The organism is Paraburkholderia tropica (assembly GCF_014171495.1).
Lineage (GTDB): Bacteria > Pseudomonadota > Gammaproteobacteria > Burkholderiales > Burkholderiaceae > Paraburkholderia > Paraburkholderia tropica.
On sequence record NZ_CP049135.1, the window covers coordinates 1359191 to 1374673 of the forward strand.

A 15483-nucleotide genomic window follows, 5' to 3' on the forward strand; every position below is an offset into this window, starting at 1 on the left:
CGAAGACGTTATCCGACCATTCACCTGCCTCAGTTCAGCAGGCTCCAGAGCAGCAGTGTGAGCACGAGGCCGACGACCGATACGATGGTTTGCAGGATCGACCAGACGAACACGGTCTGCTTGAGTTTCAGGCCGAAGTACTCGCGCACCATCCAGAAGCCCGCGTCGTTCACGTGGCAGAAGAACACCGAGCCCGCGCCGATGGCGAGTGCCATCAACGAATTGTGCGTGGCGCTCAGTCCGGTAACGACCGGCGCGACGATGCCGGCCGTCGCGGTGGTCGCGACGGTGGCCGAACCCGTGGCCTGGCGCAGCGCGACGGCGATCAGCCACGCGAGCAGCAGCAGCGGCAGGTGCGCGCCGACGGCGATCTTGCTGATGGTCGTGCTGATGCCCGCGAGCACGAGCGTCTGCTTGAGACCGCCGCCTGCGCCGATCGTCAGCAGCAGACCCGCGATCGGCGGCAGGCTTTTGCGCAGGATGTTACCGACGCGCTCGCGCGCCATGCCGCGCGACCAGCCGAGCACGACGATCGCGAACAACACGGTGAGTCCCAGCGCGATCAGCGGCTCACCCAGAAAATTCAGCGTCGTGAATGCGAGCGTGTCCGGCGTGAGCGCGAGTTTCGCGATCGTGCGGCAAAGCATCAGCACGGCGGGCAGCAGAATGGTCAGCAGCGAAACGGCGAAACCGGGCGCGGCCAGTTGCGTGTCGTGACTCGTGAACAGCTTGCCGAGATCCTCGGGCTCGTCCACGTGCATGCGACGCGACAGCCACGAACCGTAAAGCGGCCCCGCGAGGATCACCGCCGGCAGCGCGACGAGCACGCCGAATCCGAGCGTGATGCCGAGATCGGCATGCAATGCGCTCACGGCGATCAGCGGACCGGGATGCGGCGGCAGCAGCGCGTGCAGCGTGGTCATACCGGCGAGCGCGGGAATTGCGATGCGCAGGATCGGCTGCTTCGAGCGGCGCGCCATCACGAAGATGATCGGCACCATCATCACCAGCCCCACCTCGAAGAACAGCGGCAAGCCGATGATCACGGCGACGAGCGCCATCATCCACGGCAATGTGCGCGGCGTGGAGTGATCGAGCAGGGTGGTCACGAGCCGGTCGGCCGCGCCGGACTCGGCCATCAGCGCGCCGAGCATGGCCCCGAGCGCGATGATGATGCCGACGTCGCCGAGCAGGGCGCCCGCGCCTTTGCTGAACGCGCTGGCGACGCCTTCAAGCGGCACGCCGGCGGCGAAGCCCGCCGCGAAAGTACCGACGAGGATCGAGAGAAACGGCGCGAGCTTGAGCACGCTGATCAGGATGACGATCAGCGCGAGGCCCAGCAGGCAGGAGAGGATGAGGCGCGTGTCGTGGAACGACCACGCGGATAGAGTTGCAAGCGATTCCACTGAAGTCTCGTTATTGGCGGTTGGCGGGTGAGAGCCTGATGGTTTTTTTCTGCGTCGGCGCCGGGGAAAGGCGAGCGGGGGAGGGCTTGCCTGCACTGGCGACGACCATCGTTTGGGGCGTCGGCGCGGCCGCTATCTGGCCTGGTCGGCGCTCGATGTTTTCGAACGTCTTCGGTGTCGATCAGATGCGCAGTCTGATCCGATGCGGTGTCTGCCGCGTGTCAGGCAAACAGCGCCGCGACATTCTCCGGCGGTCGACCGATCACCGCACGGCCATCGCGGACGACGATCGGGCGTTGCAGCAGGATCGGGTGGCTCGCGATTGCTTCGTAGAGCTGAGCATCCGTAACCGTGGCGGCGCCGAGGCCGAGTTCCGCGTATTCGGTCTCGCCGGTACGGATCATGTCGCGCAGCGCGCCGCCGAGCATCGCGTGCAGGGCCTTGATCTGCTCGACCGTCGGCGGCGTCTTCAGATACTCAATCACGTCGACGGGTTCGTTTCCCGTGTTGTAGGTACTGGTGACCAGCTCACAGGTGGCGCGTGACTTCGAGCATCGAGGGTTGTGGTAGATCGTGATCATCTGTTCGGTTGCTGTTGTGATTGGTTATCGGTGGCGGTCGTAGTCGCTATTGCGCTCGCGCGCGGTGCGCTGCTGGCTGATGCGCGAGCAAGTGGCGGCGCGTGCGTCAGGCCGGCATCGATCGATGTCGGCGGTGCCTGATTCGATCACGGCACTCTTGCGCCTTTGCCTGCGGCGTACGGTCGCGCTGATTTTAACGGGCAATGGCGAAGAGAGCAGGGCGGGGCTGCAAGGGCTCCGCATGGACGACCATGAGGTGACGGAGTTTTATGCGCATAAAGATGGGCGGCTTGGGGAGTTCTGATGAGGGGGAGGTGCGAGAGTCTTACAGTTGATCGAGCCTTTATGCGCATAAATCCGTCCGTGTTTGCTCTGTTTGATACGCGCGGCTGAATGAACGTTTCGGCTGCACCTAAACGATTGCCTTGCGGTGCGTGGAGTTCACAAAGCTGGTCCCGCACTCGCTTGCTCACTTCATGTGTGAGCCAGCCTTCAGACGAGACCGGCTTCGCCTTGCGAACGCCGCGTTTCGCTTCTCGATCGCCCGGCCTGGTCATCATCGCTCATTGGACCGACATCACAGATCTGTCGGTGGCTCCGAGGCCACGCTCGTGCGCATGAACTTTATGCGCATAAACCTTGGCCAAACGGCTAACGTTCGCAGTAAAAATCGAAAATCACAAACTCAATCATTGAATCGCAACTCAATCCAGGTAAAATTCAAAACAATTAGCAAAAGGAGAAAACCAATTGGCAGCAGAGATAATCGCAGTCACGCAGCAAAAGGGCGGGGTCGGCAAGAGCACGATCGCGATGCATCTCGGCGCAGCATTCCACGAAAGAGGTAAGCGCGTGCTCGTGGTCGATGCCGACGGCCAAAACACGCTCGTCCATTGGGCCAGTGCGTCTTCCGATGGAGAAGCCGGCATTCCGTTCCCGGTCGTCAACCTCTCCGAAGCCGGTGGACAGATCCATCGTGAGATCAAGAAGTTCATCGGTGACTACGACATCATCGTGGTCGACTGCCCGCCGTCGATCACGGAAAAGGTCTCGGGCGTCGTTCTGCTCGCTGCCACCGTCGCTGTTATTCCCACTTCGTCGTCCCCCGCGGATTACTGGTCGAGCGTCGGCCTCGTCAAACTGATCCAGCAGGCTCAGGTGATGAACGAGGATCTCAAGGCCGTTTTCCTGCTGAACAAAACAGAAGAGAAGCGCATGCTCACGCGCGAGTTGAAGCGCGCGCTGGAAGAACTGGGCTTCCCCTTGCTCAAAACCCAGATCCCGACCCGCGAAGCCTATAAGCAGGCCATGGCCCTCGGCCAGACGGTGCTGCAAATGAGCGACCGCGGTGCGCGACTCGCTGCGACGGAGGTGCGTGCTTGCGCCGACGAAATCGCAGAGATGCTCCCCTGACTTTATGCGCATAAAGGACCCTGAATGAAGCCCTCACAATTTGCCAAAGGTTTTCAGGCCCGGCCTGACACCACGAGCAGCGAGAAGCGCACGGCGCTTGACCGACTCAACGCCATCGACGGCCTCGTCCAGGACAAGCCCAAAGCCCGCGAAACGGCCGGCCGCTCGAGCCAGCCGGAACCCATCGCCGTCACTACCGACGACGCGACCTCACCGGTTGAAAACGAGTCGGCGGAATACCGCGCGTGGCGTCTGGAGCAGGGCTATCGCCCCGGCCAGATCATCGAACTGCCGCTTAAGGCCATCAAGGCGAGTCCGTTCAACCCGCGCCACTTCTATCTGAAGACGTCGATTGCAGAACTCGCGGTCAATCTCGCGAAGCAAGGGCAGCAGCAGGCGATCCACGTGATTCCGGATTACGCCGCGCCGGGCAGCTATTACGTGAGCGACGGCGGACGTCGCGTGCGTGCGCTCAAGGAAGCCAACAAGGAAGTCGTCAAGGCGATCGTCGTCGATCTGCCGATTGGACTGGAGAGCTACAAGCTCGGCTACGACCTCAACGTCCAGCGCGACTCGCAGACGGTGTTCGACAACGCCGTCGTCTGGAAGCGTTTTATCGACGACAAGCATTTCCAGAGCCAGCGCGAACTCGCCGATCACCTCGGCCTCGACGAATCGACGGTCGCGGTCGCCTTGTCCATCGGCAAGTTGCCCGAGTCGGTCATGCACGAGATGGTGGCGCGCCCCGACCGCTTCGGTTCGAACATGGCGTATCAGGTGGGCCGCTATCACGGTGCGCGCGGCACGGACGCCACGCTGCGGCTGATCAACCGGATTCTGGCCGACGACCTCAGCACGCGACAAGTCGCGGATATCGTCAAGGGCCGCGCGACGCCGCAAGAAAGTCCAAAGCCGGCCGGCCGTCAGCGCTACGCGCAACGGCTCGAGATCAAACTCGATGGCATGGCCGTCGGCGATCTGAAGTCGTACGGCGACGATCGACTCGAACTGCGCCTCAAGGGGCTCTCGAAAGATCGGCGCGATGCGATCCTTCACCAGATCGAAGAAATGCTGAAAGTCTGATCGAGCCTGATTGCAGCGATAAAGAAAAACGGTCTTCACGTGTCGAACGTGAAGACCGTTTTTTATGGCTCAACGAATCGTGAAGCGCTGCGTGCCGGATTGTGCGCGCAGCGTCACTTCGCTTCTCAGGCCGCGCGTGCCTGGTTCAGCGTGAACGCGAGCAGATCGCCATCGGTCGGTTCGCCCCATGTCTTGCGGGCGAGCCAATCGAAGAATGCCGTGTCGGCCAGTTTCGAGTCGAGGCCACGCCGACGCCAATCGTCGCGCAGGTGAGCGCCCAGACCCGGCAATTCGTCGTTCTCGAACGAGTTGCGTGCGAGTTCGCGTTCGAGGTCGCCCTGCTCGTCGTAGAGGGCACGAGCTTCTTTGCGCCGATACGCGGCGTACTCGTCCATCAGACGCGCCTTGGGATCGTCGGCCGTCACGCCGCCGGTTGCCAGGCGGCCCGCGGCTGCGGGCTTTTCCGCTGCGGTTTCGACTGGCGGCGCGTAGCCCTTCTTCAGCGCATCCTTGAACAGCGCGGCGGCACTGCGCACCGGCGGCAGCGTCGTGCTGCGCATGCGCTGCTCGGTGAGCTGAAGCGCCGCACGAATACGGTTTTCCTCACTGTCCGCGTAAAGCGACTGCGCTTCCTTGAGCGGAATGCCGATCTTGACCATGCGATCGACCAGCGTGCTGTCGAACACGTTCGGGTGCTCATCGAGCGCCAGCATCGGCTGCTTGCGCTCGGTCACGCGGAACTGGATCTCGGCGACACGCCGACCTTCGCGATGCTCAATCAGCTCGACGAAGATGTTGGTCACGGCGTTCACTTCCGCGATCGCCGGGCGCAGGTAATCGCGCTTGAAATACTTGTATTCGCGTTTCGCTTCGTCGCCGGCTTCGGTATCGGGCGTGCCCGAGAGAATCGGCCGCCACCATTCCCACGTCTCGCGCATGGTGAGATGGCTCGGATTCGTGAGATAGCGGACACAGATCTCGTAGAGCGCGAGGCCGGCGCTGCTGCGCAGCTGGCTCTGGAATTGCAGGCTCAGGCGGGCGTACTGGACCGGGTCCAGCAGCTTCTTCTTGATCTTGGGCGCGAACGAGAATTCCACCCAGACGCGGCGCGTGGCCGGATCTTCGAGAATTTCCGCATCGGCGATCAGCGTGGAGATACCCCATTTGCGGCCAGGCTTCTGGCTTGAGGTGCCCTGGCTCCATTCGACCTGCACCGACACCATGCGCCGCAGATGCTCTTTCACGAGCGCGGTATCGTTCGAGTCGAACGCCGAGTTCGCGACGATGTCGGAAAGCAGCGCGCGATAGGTATCGCCCCCTTCATCCGCCTGCTGCGCGACGGCGAGCAGCACGTTGAAGAGTTTGCGGGTCAGCAGAGTGATCTTGCCGCTCTTCGGCTGAATCGCGATTGCCTCGACGGCCTTGCGCAATTCGGCCGAGCTCGGGCTCACCACATCGGTTTTTTTCACGCGCTTCGTGGCCATGCGTCGGGTCGAGGTGAGAATTTCGCGAAAGGATACCGTCTGGGGTGAAACCCGTCTATAGGGCGACTCTCACCATTGCCGGTGAAGACGTCGTTCACGGGACGGCTCACCGCGACAGGCTCCCGAAGACGCTCACCTTTACGTCGAAACCCGATCCGCCGCATGCGCGCAGGGCTGCGGCCTGGCACGAAAGCGCGCGAAGAAGCCGCGCAAGAGCGGTGTCGGACGGTTCCCGAAAAAGCTCACCTCAAATTTTCCTGGCGCAAACACAACATTTCGCGCTTTTTCGGGTGAGCGCAAACGACTGAATAAAGGATCCCGCAATGCGGTGTAAATCGCTCGCTTGTGGCGGTCTTTTCCGTGCGGATGCCTCCTGAATCGTCCTCTATCGGTCGATTTCACCAACGATCAGCACGCACGCAGTCGCCGAAGCCCTCGCCTGCGCTGCTTTAGCTCCCGAAAATACTCACCCTTGGATGAACACGGTGCAAGGCCAGGCACCCGTTTCATCACTTCAGTGAGCCAGCCAGCCCGCAAAACGTCTCCCGAATTATCTCACCTTGGCGCTCAGCAGTCCCGCAGGGTTCCAGAATCCCGAACTGCCGGCTCACCGTCTGCGGCACTCCTGAAAAAGCTCACCAATCAACAGCATTCGGGAAAAAACCAATGGATTCGGGGGCTTATCCACAGGAACGCACGCACGCTCCCTCGCCAGACTCCCCCGAAAAAGCTCACCTGATTACGGGAGCAGGGCGTGAATCAGCGCAGAAAAGTGCGCGTCGGATGCTCCTGAAAAAACTCACCTTTCGCATCCCGCGACGCCATCGCGCGGCATTCGATCGCCTGAATTATCAGCCGTCTAGCGGTAGTGAATGCCAACTTGCTCCCGAAAAAGCTCACCTGAAGGCGAAAAAAGGCGCTGAATTGCCTCCCGAAAAGCCTCACGCAGCGGTAAAACGGTGCTCCCGATACAAATGGCTGAGCGGCACAGTCTCCACCTCCTGTAAAACCTCACCTTAACGAGCTGACTACCGTTTGAAGCGCCAAAGGCTGCGTCCGGATCGTCCTCCCAAATCATTATTGCCGTCCCGTAAAGGCTCACCTTCAGGTCATCGCCCACCCGAATTCAGCCCGATTCGGCCAAAATGCCCGTTCAGCTCCCGAAAAGCTTCACCTTTGCCTGCCGTTTTTTCCCGATCTCTCTCACCACAAGGTTTTGGGCGGCCAAATTGGGCGAAAAAATCGCATCAATCGCCGGTCCTGAATCCGCTCACCGTTGCATTTCACGTAACAGCACATCCTGGCCCCGCGAGCACTGACTTCAGGCCGACTGGCCTCCCGAAATCGCTCACCCTTGCCGTAGAGTCAAGAATCGGCCGTTCCCCGAATCCGCTCACGTCCTTTCCCGCAGGTCCTCACCGGCTTCCCCGAACCCCATCACCCGCGTGTCCCGTAGAGCCTCACCAGGTTTCCCGTAAAGTTTCACCTGATCGGGCTAGAAGCCTTGTCTGATAAGGGTTTGCCGTGGCGTTAACGTTTTTAACGGGTATCAAGGGTGTTTACTTTTATAGCTCTCAAGACAAACTTCCTTTCGCGTTCTCGAAAGATATCCCCAATCCCCTCGAAGAAGGCCCTGAGGTCACGATCGACCAGGACCGGAGAGACCTTCGTGAAACACTCGCCAAAATCCTGTCGCTATTGGAAAATCAAACGTTTACAATGGCTTATAAAATAAAGCTCGATTTGTTTCACGAAATCGGCAGCGATTGACACCTGTGGCGCGTTTTCTTCGGGCTTTTTTGCCCAGATTCGGATTGATCTCAGCAGCGCCCAATAAAACGTATCGAATACTACGTAATTTGTTATTATTCGATCCGATACTGCTTGCCGAGACCCTCATGATCCGAGACGAAGAACGCGCGGCCATCCGCGAAGAACTCGAACGCCTGCGTGAAGACGGCGCCCGCCGCCAGGATTTATCGCTTCATGCCTGCAAGCGGCTGTTCTTCGATTTGGGTATTCGACCCTCGATGGCCAATGTTCGCGATCTCACGCAGACCGGCAGCGCCAGCGACATCCCCAAAGATATCGAATTGTTCTGGCAGCGCATCCGTACGGCGTCGAAAGTCCGCGTCGGCGGTGGCGCGATTCCGCCTGCACTGGAAGAACGCGCCGGCGAATTGCTCGGCGCCTTGTTCGAGGAAGCACGCACGCTCGCGCGCCAGACCTTGCAGGCCGAGCGCGACGAAATCGAAGTGGGTCGTCAGGACGCCGATCAGGCGTTGCGCGATGCCGAAGCCCGTCGCCTGGCCGCGGACGAATTACTTCAGCGCAGCGAAACTCGCACCGAAGCCGCGTGGGCCCGCGTGCGCGAGCTCGAAAATCAGCTCGCGGCCTCGTCAGCGCATGGCGCTTCGCATGAGGACAATTTGCAGGCGACGGTGCGTCGCCTCGAAGCGGACAACGACTCGCTGCAAAAACGGCTCGAAGCCGAGCAGACGACCAATGCCGGTTTGCGCGACCGGATCGACGGTCTGCACGAAGAAATGCGCCGCAGCACCGAGCACTACGCGCAGCAGATCAAGGACGCGCTCGCCGAAGCCGAGCGTCGCGTAAAACCGATGCTGGTGGAACTCGATGCGCTGCGTACGATGTCGTCGACATGGCAGTCGGCCCAGCGCGAAGCCAGCAAGAAAGAATTCGAGTTCATCCAGCAACTGGCCACGGCGAAGGCCCGCGCGGACCGGCTCGACGTGGTGTTGCGCGAACGTTCGGACGAAGTGGATGCGCTGACGAGCCAGCTTGCGCAACTGCGCTCGCAGCAAGGTGTCGATGGTTCGGTGGCGCAGGTGTTGTGTGCGCTGGCCACGTCCGGCCGGCTGGGCGAGGAAGAATTGGCGGCGCTCGGCACGCGGGTGGACGGCCATGTCGCCCTCCCCTCTCGTTGCCCGGGTTGCGAAGAGGGCGAGCCGGAGCTGTCCCAGGTCGATGGCCGCTTTGAATTGTCGTGCCCCGAGTGCGATTACACGTCGGGTCTCGGGGCATCACGCCTGGAAGCCGTCGCGCGATTTTCCGCAGGCAAGCGTGATCCCCACGCCAGCCACGATCTCACGCGGTGAGCTTTTACAGGATCCGCCGCGCGAGTCGGGTGTGAGTCTTTACGGGAGCCGCGAAGCCGCGGCCCATTGAAATAGCGGCACTTTCAGGCGTCGCCCGACGCGCTGGCTTTCTGCTCTGGATGCGCCGTTTCATTGTCTGCCGAAGCGATGGCCTGTGCCGTCGCCGCGCGCTCGGCCCACACGCGCCAGGCGCGATGCAGGCGTCCCGACGAAATCGGCTGCATGAAGCCGAGCCATTGCCCTACCTGATCCGGATCGACGCCGCGTTCGAACAGATCCGCCGCAAAACTGTTGCGCAGGGTCTGCGGACTCGCGCGCTCGGCGCGCGTGCTGGCGATGCCGGCCGCTTCCATTTGCGCGTCGATCGCACGCAACACCGTGGCCTTGTGCATCGGCCGCCCATTCGGCGAGCCGGGAAAGACCAGTTTGCCAGGCAGTTGCGCGAGCCGCCGTGCCTCGAGCCACGCGCCCATCACGTCGACCGCGAACGGCGCGAGCCGCGTGCTGTGCGTGAGCGCCGGATTGTCAGCTTCGATCGTGAGCCATTCCGAACCGATCGAGGTTGCGTCGAGCGTGAGCGAAATCGCGTCGCCGGTTTTCAGGCCGCCGCCCAGAAACACGGCGACGAGTGCGCGGTCGCGCCGTTCGCGCCAGCGCTTGGCCGCCGAGTGCTCCGTAAGCGGGGCGAACAACTGGCCGATGACGGCAGCACGTTCCGCCGCGGTCAAAAAACCCGTGGGGTCGTTTTCACGCGCGTTGCGCCAGGCGGCTTCACCGTCCTGGGCGATGAAGCGTGCCGGATTGGCCGATGCCAGTTCGATCTGGCGAACATGATCGAGCACGCGCTCGATGAGCCGAAGGTAGCGCAGACGCTGCGGCTTTTTCACGTCGAGCCCGGCGACGAATTCGGAGATCGTGCCGGTCTCGACCGACAGAATGGTTTGGCGCTTGAGCGTGAGCCATTCGAGAAAGCGCCCCCATTGCACACGATAGATATCGGCGGATGAGCGGCGAAGATCTTGCGAAACTAACCAGGCGTCGAACGCCGCGACAGGATCGTTCTGCCAGTCGGCGCGTCGCTGGTCGAAGAGGTCGCGGGGTTGAGAAGTCATCGCTGTCATTCCGTTAGTTGCATTACTGCTGCGATTGTAGCGAAGTTGAGAAAAGGTGTGCCGAAGACGGTGCGTGCGCGGTAACGTGCGGCGGCATTGGGAGCCGACGCGATCCGAAAACCGCGATCAGCCGCCCCAGGCGCGCGTGCGCCGGACCGCTTCGCGGCGACGGTTTTCGCGCTGAGTTTGCTCGGCCGTTTGCGCGGCCTGTTCGTAAGCGGACACGGCGAAGGCGAACACCGCCGGAAGTGCATTGGAATGACCGAAGTCGACAGTGTCGTCGGTTTCGGGATAGGCGAAGTCGCCGGGACGCTGGAACAGCCCGAGCATGATCGCGTCGTGACGGCTGGCGAAACCGAGGTCCGCGAGCGCCTCCGCCTCGATCGCGTGCAGCAGGCGCCAGGTAAGCGGCACCTGCTGGCCGATGTAGCGTTGCGCGATGTTGCGCACGATGTGCTCCAGGTCGCGCGCGGCCGACTGAAAGCGTAAGGCGGCGAGTGCCTGGTCGTTCGGGGTGGGCGAAAGGTCCATGACGGCTCCGGTCATTCTTTTACTGTATAAATATACAGTACCGAAGCCGATCTTGCAGCCTGTCCGTATGGCCAGGTGCCGGAATCGGGCCGGAACGATCCGGCCCGCCGGCCTAGCCGTGAATCACCACCAGCAGCGCACGCGCCTCGCCTTTCCCCACGTTGTGGATCGCGTGGGGCTGATCGGCGATGTAGCGCGCCGTGTCGGCCGCTTTCAGATGTCGGCGCTCGCCCGCCGATTCCACGTCGATACTGCCCTGCAGCACAGTGAGATGCTCGCGCGTGCCAGGCTCGTGCGCGTTCGACACGAGCGAGCCGCCCGGCTTGAGCGTCAGCTCGTACCACTCGAAATGTCCCGCCAGCTCGATCGGGCCCCAGACACGCAGCTGATAACCCGCGTCGTGACCGAGCAGCGTCGGGATGTCGTGCGGACCGGCCACGCTGATCGCATCCGGCGCCTTGGGCGCGGCGAACAGCGAGTCAAGCTTCACGCCGAGCGCGTTAGTCAGACGCCAGGCCACGGCGATGGTCGGGTTCGCCTTGTCGCGCTCGATTTCCGATAGCATGGATTTCGACACGCCCGCCGCGCGTGAGAGTTCGTCCAGTGTCATCTTGCGCTCCGCGCGCAGCCGCTGGATCTGCTCGCCGACGCGCGGCGGCGCGGCCGGCGAGCTCACGGGAAGCGGCGCATCCACCGCGGACGTCGCTGTTTTGGAGCGGGATTTGCGCGTGCCGGTGCCGCCGGCTTTCGCGCCGGTGTCGGCGCCACTGCTTGCCATACGCTGCCTCATCGATTAGAGTTGTTCGGTATATCGAACTTGAGTTCGAAAAAACGAAAATATTCGCTCAGAGCTGACGGCGACTATAACAGCCGCGGCTCCCCCTGTCTGGAGCACGATGCCATGGCCACACCCTATCTCGACCACCTGCGCGCGACGCTCGACCAGATCCGCGCCGATGGCTTCTACAAAAGCGAGCGCGTGATCGCCACGCCGCAATCGTCGGCGATCGGACTGGCCGACGGCAGCGAGGTGCTGAACTTCTGCGCCAACAATTATCTGGGCCTCGCGAACGACCCGCGTCTGATCGCGGCCGCGAAGGACGGACTCGATCGCGACGGTTTCGGCATGGCGTCGGTGCGCTTCATCTGCGGCACGCAAACGGTGCACAAGCAGCTCGAAAGCGCGCTCGCCGCATTCCTGCAAACCGACGACTGCATTCTCTATTCGAGCTGTTTCGACGCCAACGGCGGCCTGTTCGAAACGCTGCTCGGCGATGAAGACGCGATCATCAGCGACGAACTCAATCACGCGAGCATCATCGACGGCGTGCGGCTGTCGAAGGCGCGCCGCTATCGCTACAAGAACAACGATCTCGCCGATCTCGAAGCGAAGCTGCGCGAGGCGGACGAAGCGGGCGCGCGCTACAAGCTGATCGCGACCGACGGCGTGTTCTCGATGGACGGCATCATCGCGAACCTCAAGGGCATCTGCGATCTCGCCGATCGCTACCAGGCGCTCGTGATGGTCGACGACTCGCACGCCGTGGGCTTCATCGGCGAACACGGCCGCGGCACGCCCGAACATTGTGGTGTCGCGCAACGCGTGGACATCATCACCGGCACGCTGGGCAAGGCGCTCGGCGGCGCATCGGGCGGCTATGTGGCGGCGAAGCAACCCGTGATCGATCTGCTGCGCCAGCGCTCGCGTCCGTATCTGTTTTCGAACACGCTCACGCCGAGCATCGCTGCGGCTTCGCTCGCCGTGCTCGATCTGATCGCGAGCGACGAGGGCGCGCAACTGCGCCGCCGCGTGCAGGAAAACGGCGCGCATTTCCGCCGTGAAATGAGTGCACTCGGCTTCACGCTCGTGCCGGGCGAACATCCGATCATTCCCGTGATGCTCGGCGATGCGCAGGTCGCGTCGAAGATGGCCGACGCGCTATTGCAAGAAGGCGTCTACGTGATCGGCTTTTCGTATCCGGTGGTGCCGAAGGGACGCGCGCGCATTCGCACGCAGATGAGCGCGGCGCATACGCCCGAACAGATTCAGCGCGCCGTCGGCGCATTTGCACGCGTAGGCAAGCAGCTTGGCGTGATTCAGAAGGAAAACGAACCATCATGAAAGCGCTTGCCAAACTCGAACGCGCGCCCGGCCTCACGCTCACACGTGTGAAAAAACCCGAAGTCGGCCACAACGACGTGATGATCAAGATTCGCAAGACGGCGATCTGCGGCACTGACATTCATATCTGGAAGTGGGACGACTGGGCGCAGAAAACCATTCCGGTGCCGATGCACGTGGGTCACGAATACGTCGGCGAAATTGTCGAAATGGGCCAGGAAGTACGTGGCTTTGCGATTGGCGACCGCGTCTCGGGCGAAGGCCACATCACCTGCGGATTCTGTCGCAACTGTCGCGCGGGGCGTCGCCATCTGTGCCGCAACACCACGGGCGTGGGCGTGAACCGCGAGGGCGCGTTCGCCGAATATCTGGTGATTCCGGCCTTCAACGCGTTCAAGATTCCGCCTGAAATTTCCGACGATCTCGCCGCGATCTTCGATCCGTTCGGCAATGCCACGCACACGGCGTTGTCGTTCAATCTGGTCGGCGAGGATGTGCTGATCACGGGCGCGGGGCCGATCGGCATCATGGCCGTGGCGATTGCGAAGCACGTGGGCGCGCGCAATGTCGTGATCACCGACGTCAACGACTACCGGCTCGAACTCGCGCGCAAGATGGGCGCGACGCGCGCGGTGAACGTGTCGCGCGAATCGCTGCGCGACGTGATGGCCGACCTGCACATGACCGAGGGCTTCGACGTGGGCCTCGAAATGTCGGGCGTACCGAGCGCCTTCACGGCGCTGCTCGAAGCGATGAACCACGGCGGCAAGGTCGCGCTGCTCGGCATTCCGCCCGCGCAGACCGCGATCGACTGGAATCAGGTCATTTTCAAAGGCCTTGAAATCAAGGGTATTTATGGCCGCGAGATGTTCGAGACCTGGTACAAGATGGTCGCGATGCTGCAGAGCGGTCTGGATCTGTCGCCGATCATCACGCACCGCTTCAGCGTGGACGACTACGAGAAAGGCTTTGCCGCCATGCTCTCGGGCGAAAGCGGCAAAGTGATCCTCGACTGGTCGCAGGCCGCAGCCTGAGCCACTGCGATTATTGCGAGGCGGGTTCGGCGGCTTGCGCCTGCTGTTCGAATTCCGCCTCGATACGCACGTCGACGTCGTCGCCCACTGCCGGATACCACGTCGACAAACCGAACTTCGCGCGGCTGAACGCGCCGTGTGCGGAGAAGCCGATCGTCGGCTGCTTCGTGAGCGGATTTGGTGCGTAGCCGTTGAACACCACGTCGAGCGTGACCGGTTGCGTCACGCCGCGTATCGTCAGATTCCCCGTGAGTTTGCCCGCAGGCTTGCCGTTCACGTCGGCGCCGCGCACGAAGCGCGTGCTCGCGAAGCGGATCTGCGGATGTTGCGCCGCGTCGAGCATCTGCGAGCCGGTGACCATGCGGTCGAGCACCGGCACGTTGGTGTCGAGACTCGCGGCGTCGATCGAGACATGCACCGCAGCATCGTCGAGCCCGTTCGCGCGCCAGTCGAGCGTCGCGCTCGCGCGGTCGAAGCGCATCACGAAACGCGTGTAGTGCAGATGATCGACGTCGAACACGACGCTCCAGTGATGCGCGTCGAGCGTGTAGGCGCCCGCCGGCACGGCGGTTTCGCTCGCGCTCACGCTGTGCGTCACCACGCGCAGCGGCGTGCAGGCGAGCAGCGCGCATGTGGCGGCGGACGCGGCGGCGAACGCAACAATCGAACGTCGATTCATGATGTCTCCAGTGGCTGGCGATTCGCGTGACAGTGCGCGTGCAATGCGCGTTACTTCAATACGCGTTCTTTCACTACGTTTGGCGGCGCGAGAAGCTTCCGTCGGTCCACCATTTTTCCATATTGCGCGGCCGCGTGTGAAAACCTGCTTGACGCGGGAGAATGATCGTTCTACTCTACGCGTCATGGAGAACGGTCGTTCTCCGGAAATCGCGGATATTCCCGCTGTTAGCCAGAAGCAGCCACGCCATGAACACCACCACCGATCACGCCCCCAGCACCGACGTCCGCGAGCGCCTGCTCGAAGCCGCCGAGGCGTTGATCTACGCGGGCGGCATCCACGCCACGGGCGTCGATGCGATCGTGCGTGCGGCGGGCGCTGCGCGCAAGAGTTTCTACACCTATTTCGATTCGAAGGACGCGCTCGTGGCCGCCGCGCTCGAACGCCGCGACGAGCGCTGGATGCGCTGGTTCATCGACGGCACGCTCAAGCGCGGACGCACGCCGCGTACGCGGCTGCTGGCCATGTTCGACGTACTGCGCGAATGGTTCGCGTCGGAAGATTTCCACGGCTGCGCGTTTCTGAACGCTGCGGGTGAGATCGCTTCGCCGGACGATCCGATCCGGCGCGTCTCGCGCGAGCACAAAGCGCGCCTGCTCGCTTTCGTGCGCGAACAGAGCGATGAATGGGCCGCCGCCGCGGGCGCGGACCGTCGCGTGGCGGCGCGGCTCGCGCGTCAATGGCTGATCCTGATCGACGGCGCGATCGGCGTGGCGCTCGTCAGCGGCGAAGCCGACGCGGCGCTCGACGCCCGCGCCGCCGCCCAGGTGATGCTCGACGCGCTCGCGCCGTAAGCCGACGCCGCTTTCCACCGGCCCATCCCACAAGTTTTCGCGGACGCCAACCCGGCGCGCCGCCC

The 15483-nt window shown here is 62.6% G+C and carries 15 protein-coding genes; 8 read left to right on the top strand and 7 right to left on the bottom strand.

What is annotated here, in order from left to right:
- Positions 1 to 29 precede the first annotated feature (29 nt).
- Both G5S35_RS20870 and arsC read right to left on the bottom strand, forming a co-directional pair.
- Positions 30 to 1406 (bottom strand): GntT/GntP/DsdX family permease, encoded by a 1377-nt coding sequence (locus G5S35_RS20870; protein WP_065061656.1) that lies wholly within the window; start codon positions 1404 to 1406, stop codon positions 30 to 32.
- A gap of 221 nt (positions 1407 to 1627) precedes the next feature.
- Positions 1628 to 1987, bottom strand: coding sequence for an arsenate reductase (glutaredoxin) (arsC, locus tag G5S35_RS20875; RefSeq protein ID WP_065061657.1), 360 nt, complete (start codon positions 1985 to 1987; stop codon positions 1628 to 1630).
- A 133-nt stretch (positions 1988 to 2120) separates the two neighbouring features.
- On the opposite strand from arsC, the gene G5S35_RS20880 reads away from it, so the two are divergent.
- The 3 genes from G5S35_RS20880 to G5S35_RS20890 all read left to right on the top strand — a co-directional run bounded on the left by G5S35_RS20880 (position 2121) and on the right by G5S35_RS20890 (position 4483).
- The gene (locus tag G5S35_RS20880) at positions 2121 to 2291 is read left to right on the top strand and encodes a hypothetical protein (RefSeq protein WP_183038942.1); all 171 of its coding nucleotides are present in this window, start codon (positions 2121 to 2123) and stop codon (positions 2289 to 2291) included.
- 446 nt (positions 2292 to 2737) lie between these two features.
- The gene (gene parA, locus G5S35_RS20885) at positions 2738 to 3400 is read left to right on the top strand and encodes a ParA family partition ATPase (RefSeq protein WP_065061659.1); all 663 of its coding nucleotides are present in this window, start codon (positions 2738 to 2740) and stop codon (positions 3398 to 3400) included.
- A gap of 24 nt (positions 3401 to 3424) precedes the next feature.
- Positions 3425 to 4483, top strand: a complete 1059-nt coding sequence (locus tag G5S35_RS20890; RefSeq protein WP_065061660.1) for a ParB/RepB/Spo0J family partition protein — start codon at positions 3425 to 3427, stop codon at positions 4481 to 4483.
- Between the two features lie 125 nt (positions 4484 to 4608).
- Here G5S35_RS20890 and G5S35_RS20895 read toward each other — a convergent pair whose 3' ends face one another.
- Positions 4609 to 5967, bottom strand: coding sequence for a replication initiation protein (locus G5S35_RS20895; protein WP_065061661.1), 1359 nt, complete (start codon positions 5965 to 5967; stop codon positions 4609 to 4611).
- A 1524-nt stretch (positions 5968 to 7491) separates the two neighbouring features.
- Here G5S35_RS20895 and G5S35_RS20900 point away from each other — a divergent pair.
- Positions 7492 to 7737 carry a hypothetical protein gene (locus G5S35_RS20900; RefSeq protein ID WP_074981152.1) on the top strand — a complete coding sequence of 82 codons (246 nt, stop codon included), beginning with the start codon at positions 7492 to 7494 and terminating at the stop codon, positions 7735 to 7737.
- Between the two features lie 128 nt (positions 7738 to 7865).
- Positions 7866 to 9086 (top strand): DNA-binding protein, encoded by a 1221-nt coding sequence (locus tag G5S35_RS20905; RefSeq protein WP_074981150.1) that lies wholly within the window; start codon positions 7866 to 7868, stop codon positions 9084 to 9086.
- Positions 9087 to 9169: 83 nt separating this feature from the next.
- Here G5S35_RS20905 and G5S35_RS20910 read toward each other — a convergent pair whose 3' ends face one another.
- From G5S35_RS20910 to G5S35_RS20920, 3 genes are all read right to left on the bottom strand, one after another.
- Complete coding sequence (locus G5S35_RS20910) at positions 9170 to 10207, bottom strand: tyrosine-type recombinase/integrase (protein ID WP_065061665.1); 1038 nt, start codon at positions 10205 to 10207, stop codon at positions 9170 to 9172.
- Positions 10208 to 10324: 117 nt separating this feature from the next.
- Entirely contained in the window at positions 10325 to 10729 is a 405-nt protein-coding gene (locus G5S35_RS20915) for a DUF2471 family protein (protein ID WP_183038943.1), read from the bottom strand.
- A 112-nt stretch (positions 10730 to 10841) separates the two neighbouring features.
- Positions 10842 to 11507, bottom strand: coding sequence for a helix-turn-helix domain-containing protein (locus G5S35_RS20920; protein ID WP_183038944.1), 666 nt, complete (start codon positions 11505 to 11507; stop codon positions 10842 to 10844).
- Positions 11508 to 11630: 123 nt separating this feature from the next.
- Here G5S35_RS20920 and G5S35_RS20925 point away from each other — a divergent pair, with 123 nt between their 5' ends.
- Both G5S35_RS20925 and tdh read left to right on the top strand, forming a co-directional pair.
- Positions 11631 to 12851 (top strand): glycine C-acetyltransferase, encoded by a 1221-nt coding sequence (locus G5S35_RS20925; RefSeq protein ID WP_074981146.1) that lies wholly within the window; start codon positions 11631 to 11633, stop codon positions 12849 to 12851.
- Positions 12848 to 13885 carry an L-threonine 3-dehydrogenase gene (gene tdh, locus G5S35_RS20930; RefSeq protein ID WP_074981145.1) on the top strand — a complete coding sequence of 346 codons (1038 nt, stop codon included), beginning with the start codon at positions 12848 to 12850 and terminating at the stop codon, positions 13883 to 13885. Before G5S35_RS20925 ends, tdh begins: the two co-directional genes overlap by 4 nt.
- Before the next feature lie 10 nt (positions 13886 to 13895).
- Here tdh and G5S35_RS20935 read toward each other — a convergent pair whose 3' ends face one another.
- Positions 13896 to 14564, bottom strand: coding sequence for a YceI family protein (locus tag G5S35_RS20935; RefSeq protein WP_065061670.1), 669 nt, complete (start codon positions 14562 to 14564; stop codon positions 13896 to 13898).
- A gap of 248 nt (positions 14565 to 14812) precedes the next feature.
- On the opposite strand from G5S35_RS20935, the gene G5S35_RS20940 reads away from it, so the two are divergent.
- Positions 14813 to 15418 carry a TetR/AcrR family transcriptional regulator gene (locus G5S35_RS20940; protein ID WP_065061671.1) on the top strand — a complete coding sequence of 202 codons (606 nt, stop codon included), beginning with the start codon at positions 14813 to 14815 and terminating at the stop codon, positions 15416 to 15418.
- Positions 15419 to 15483: the final 65 nt, after the last annotated feature.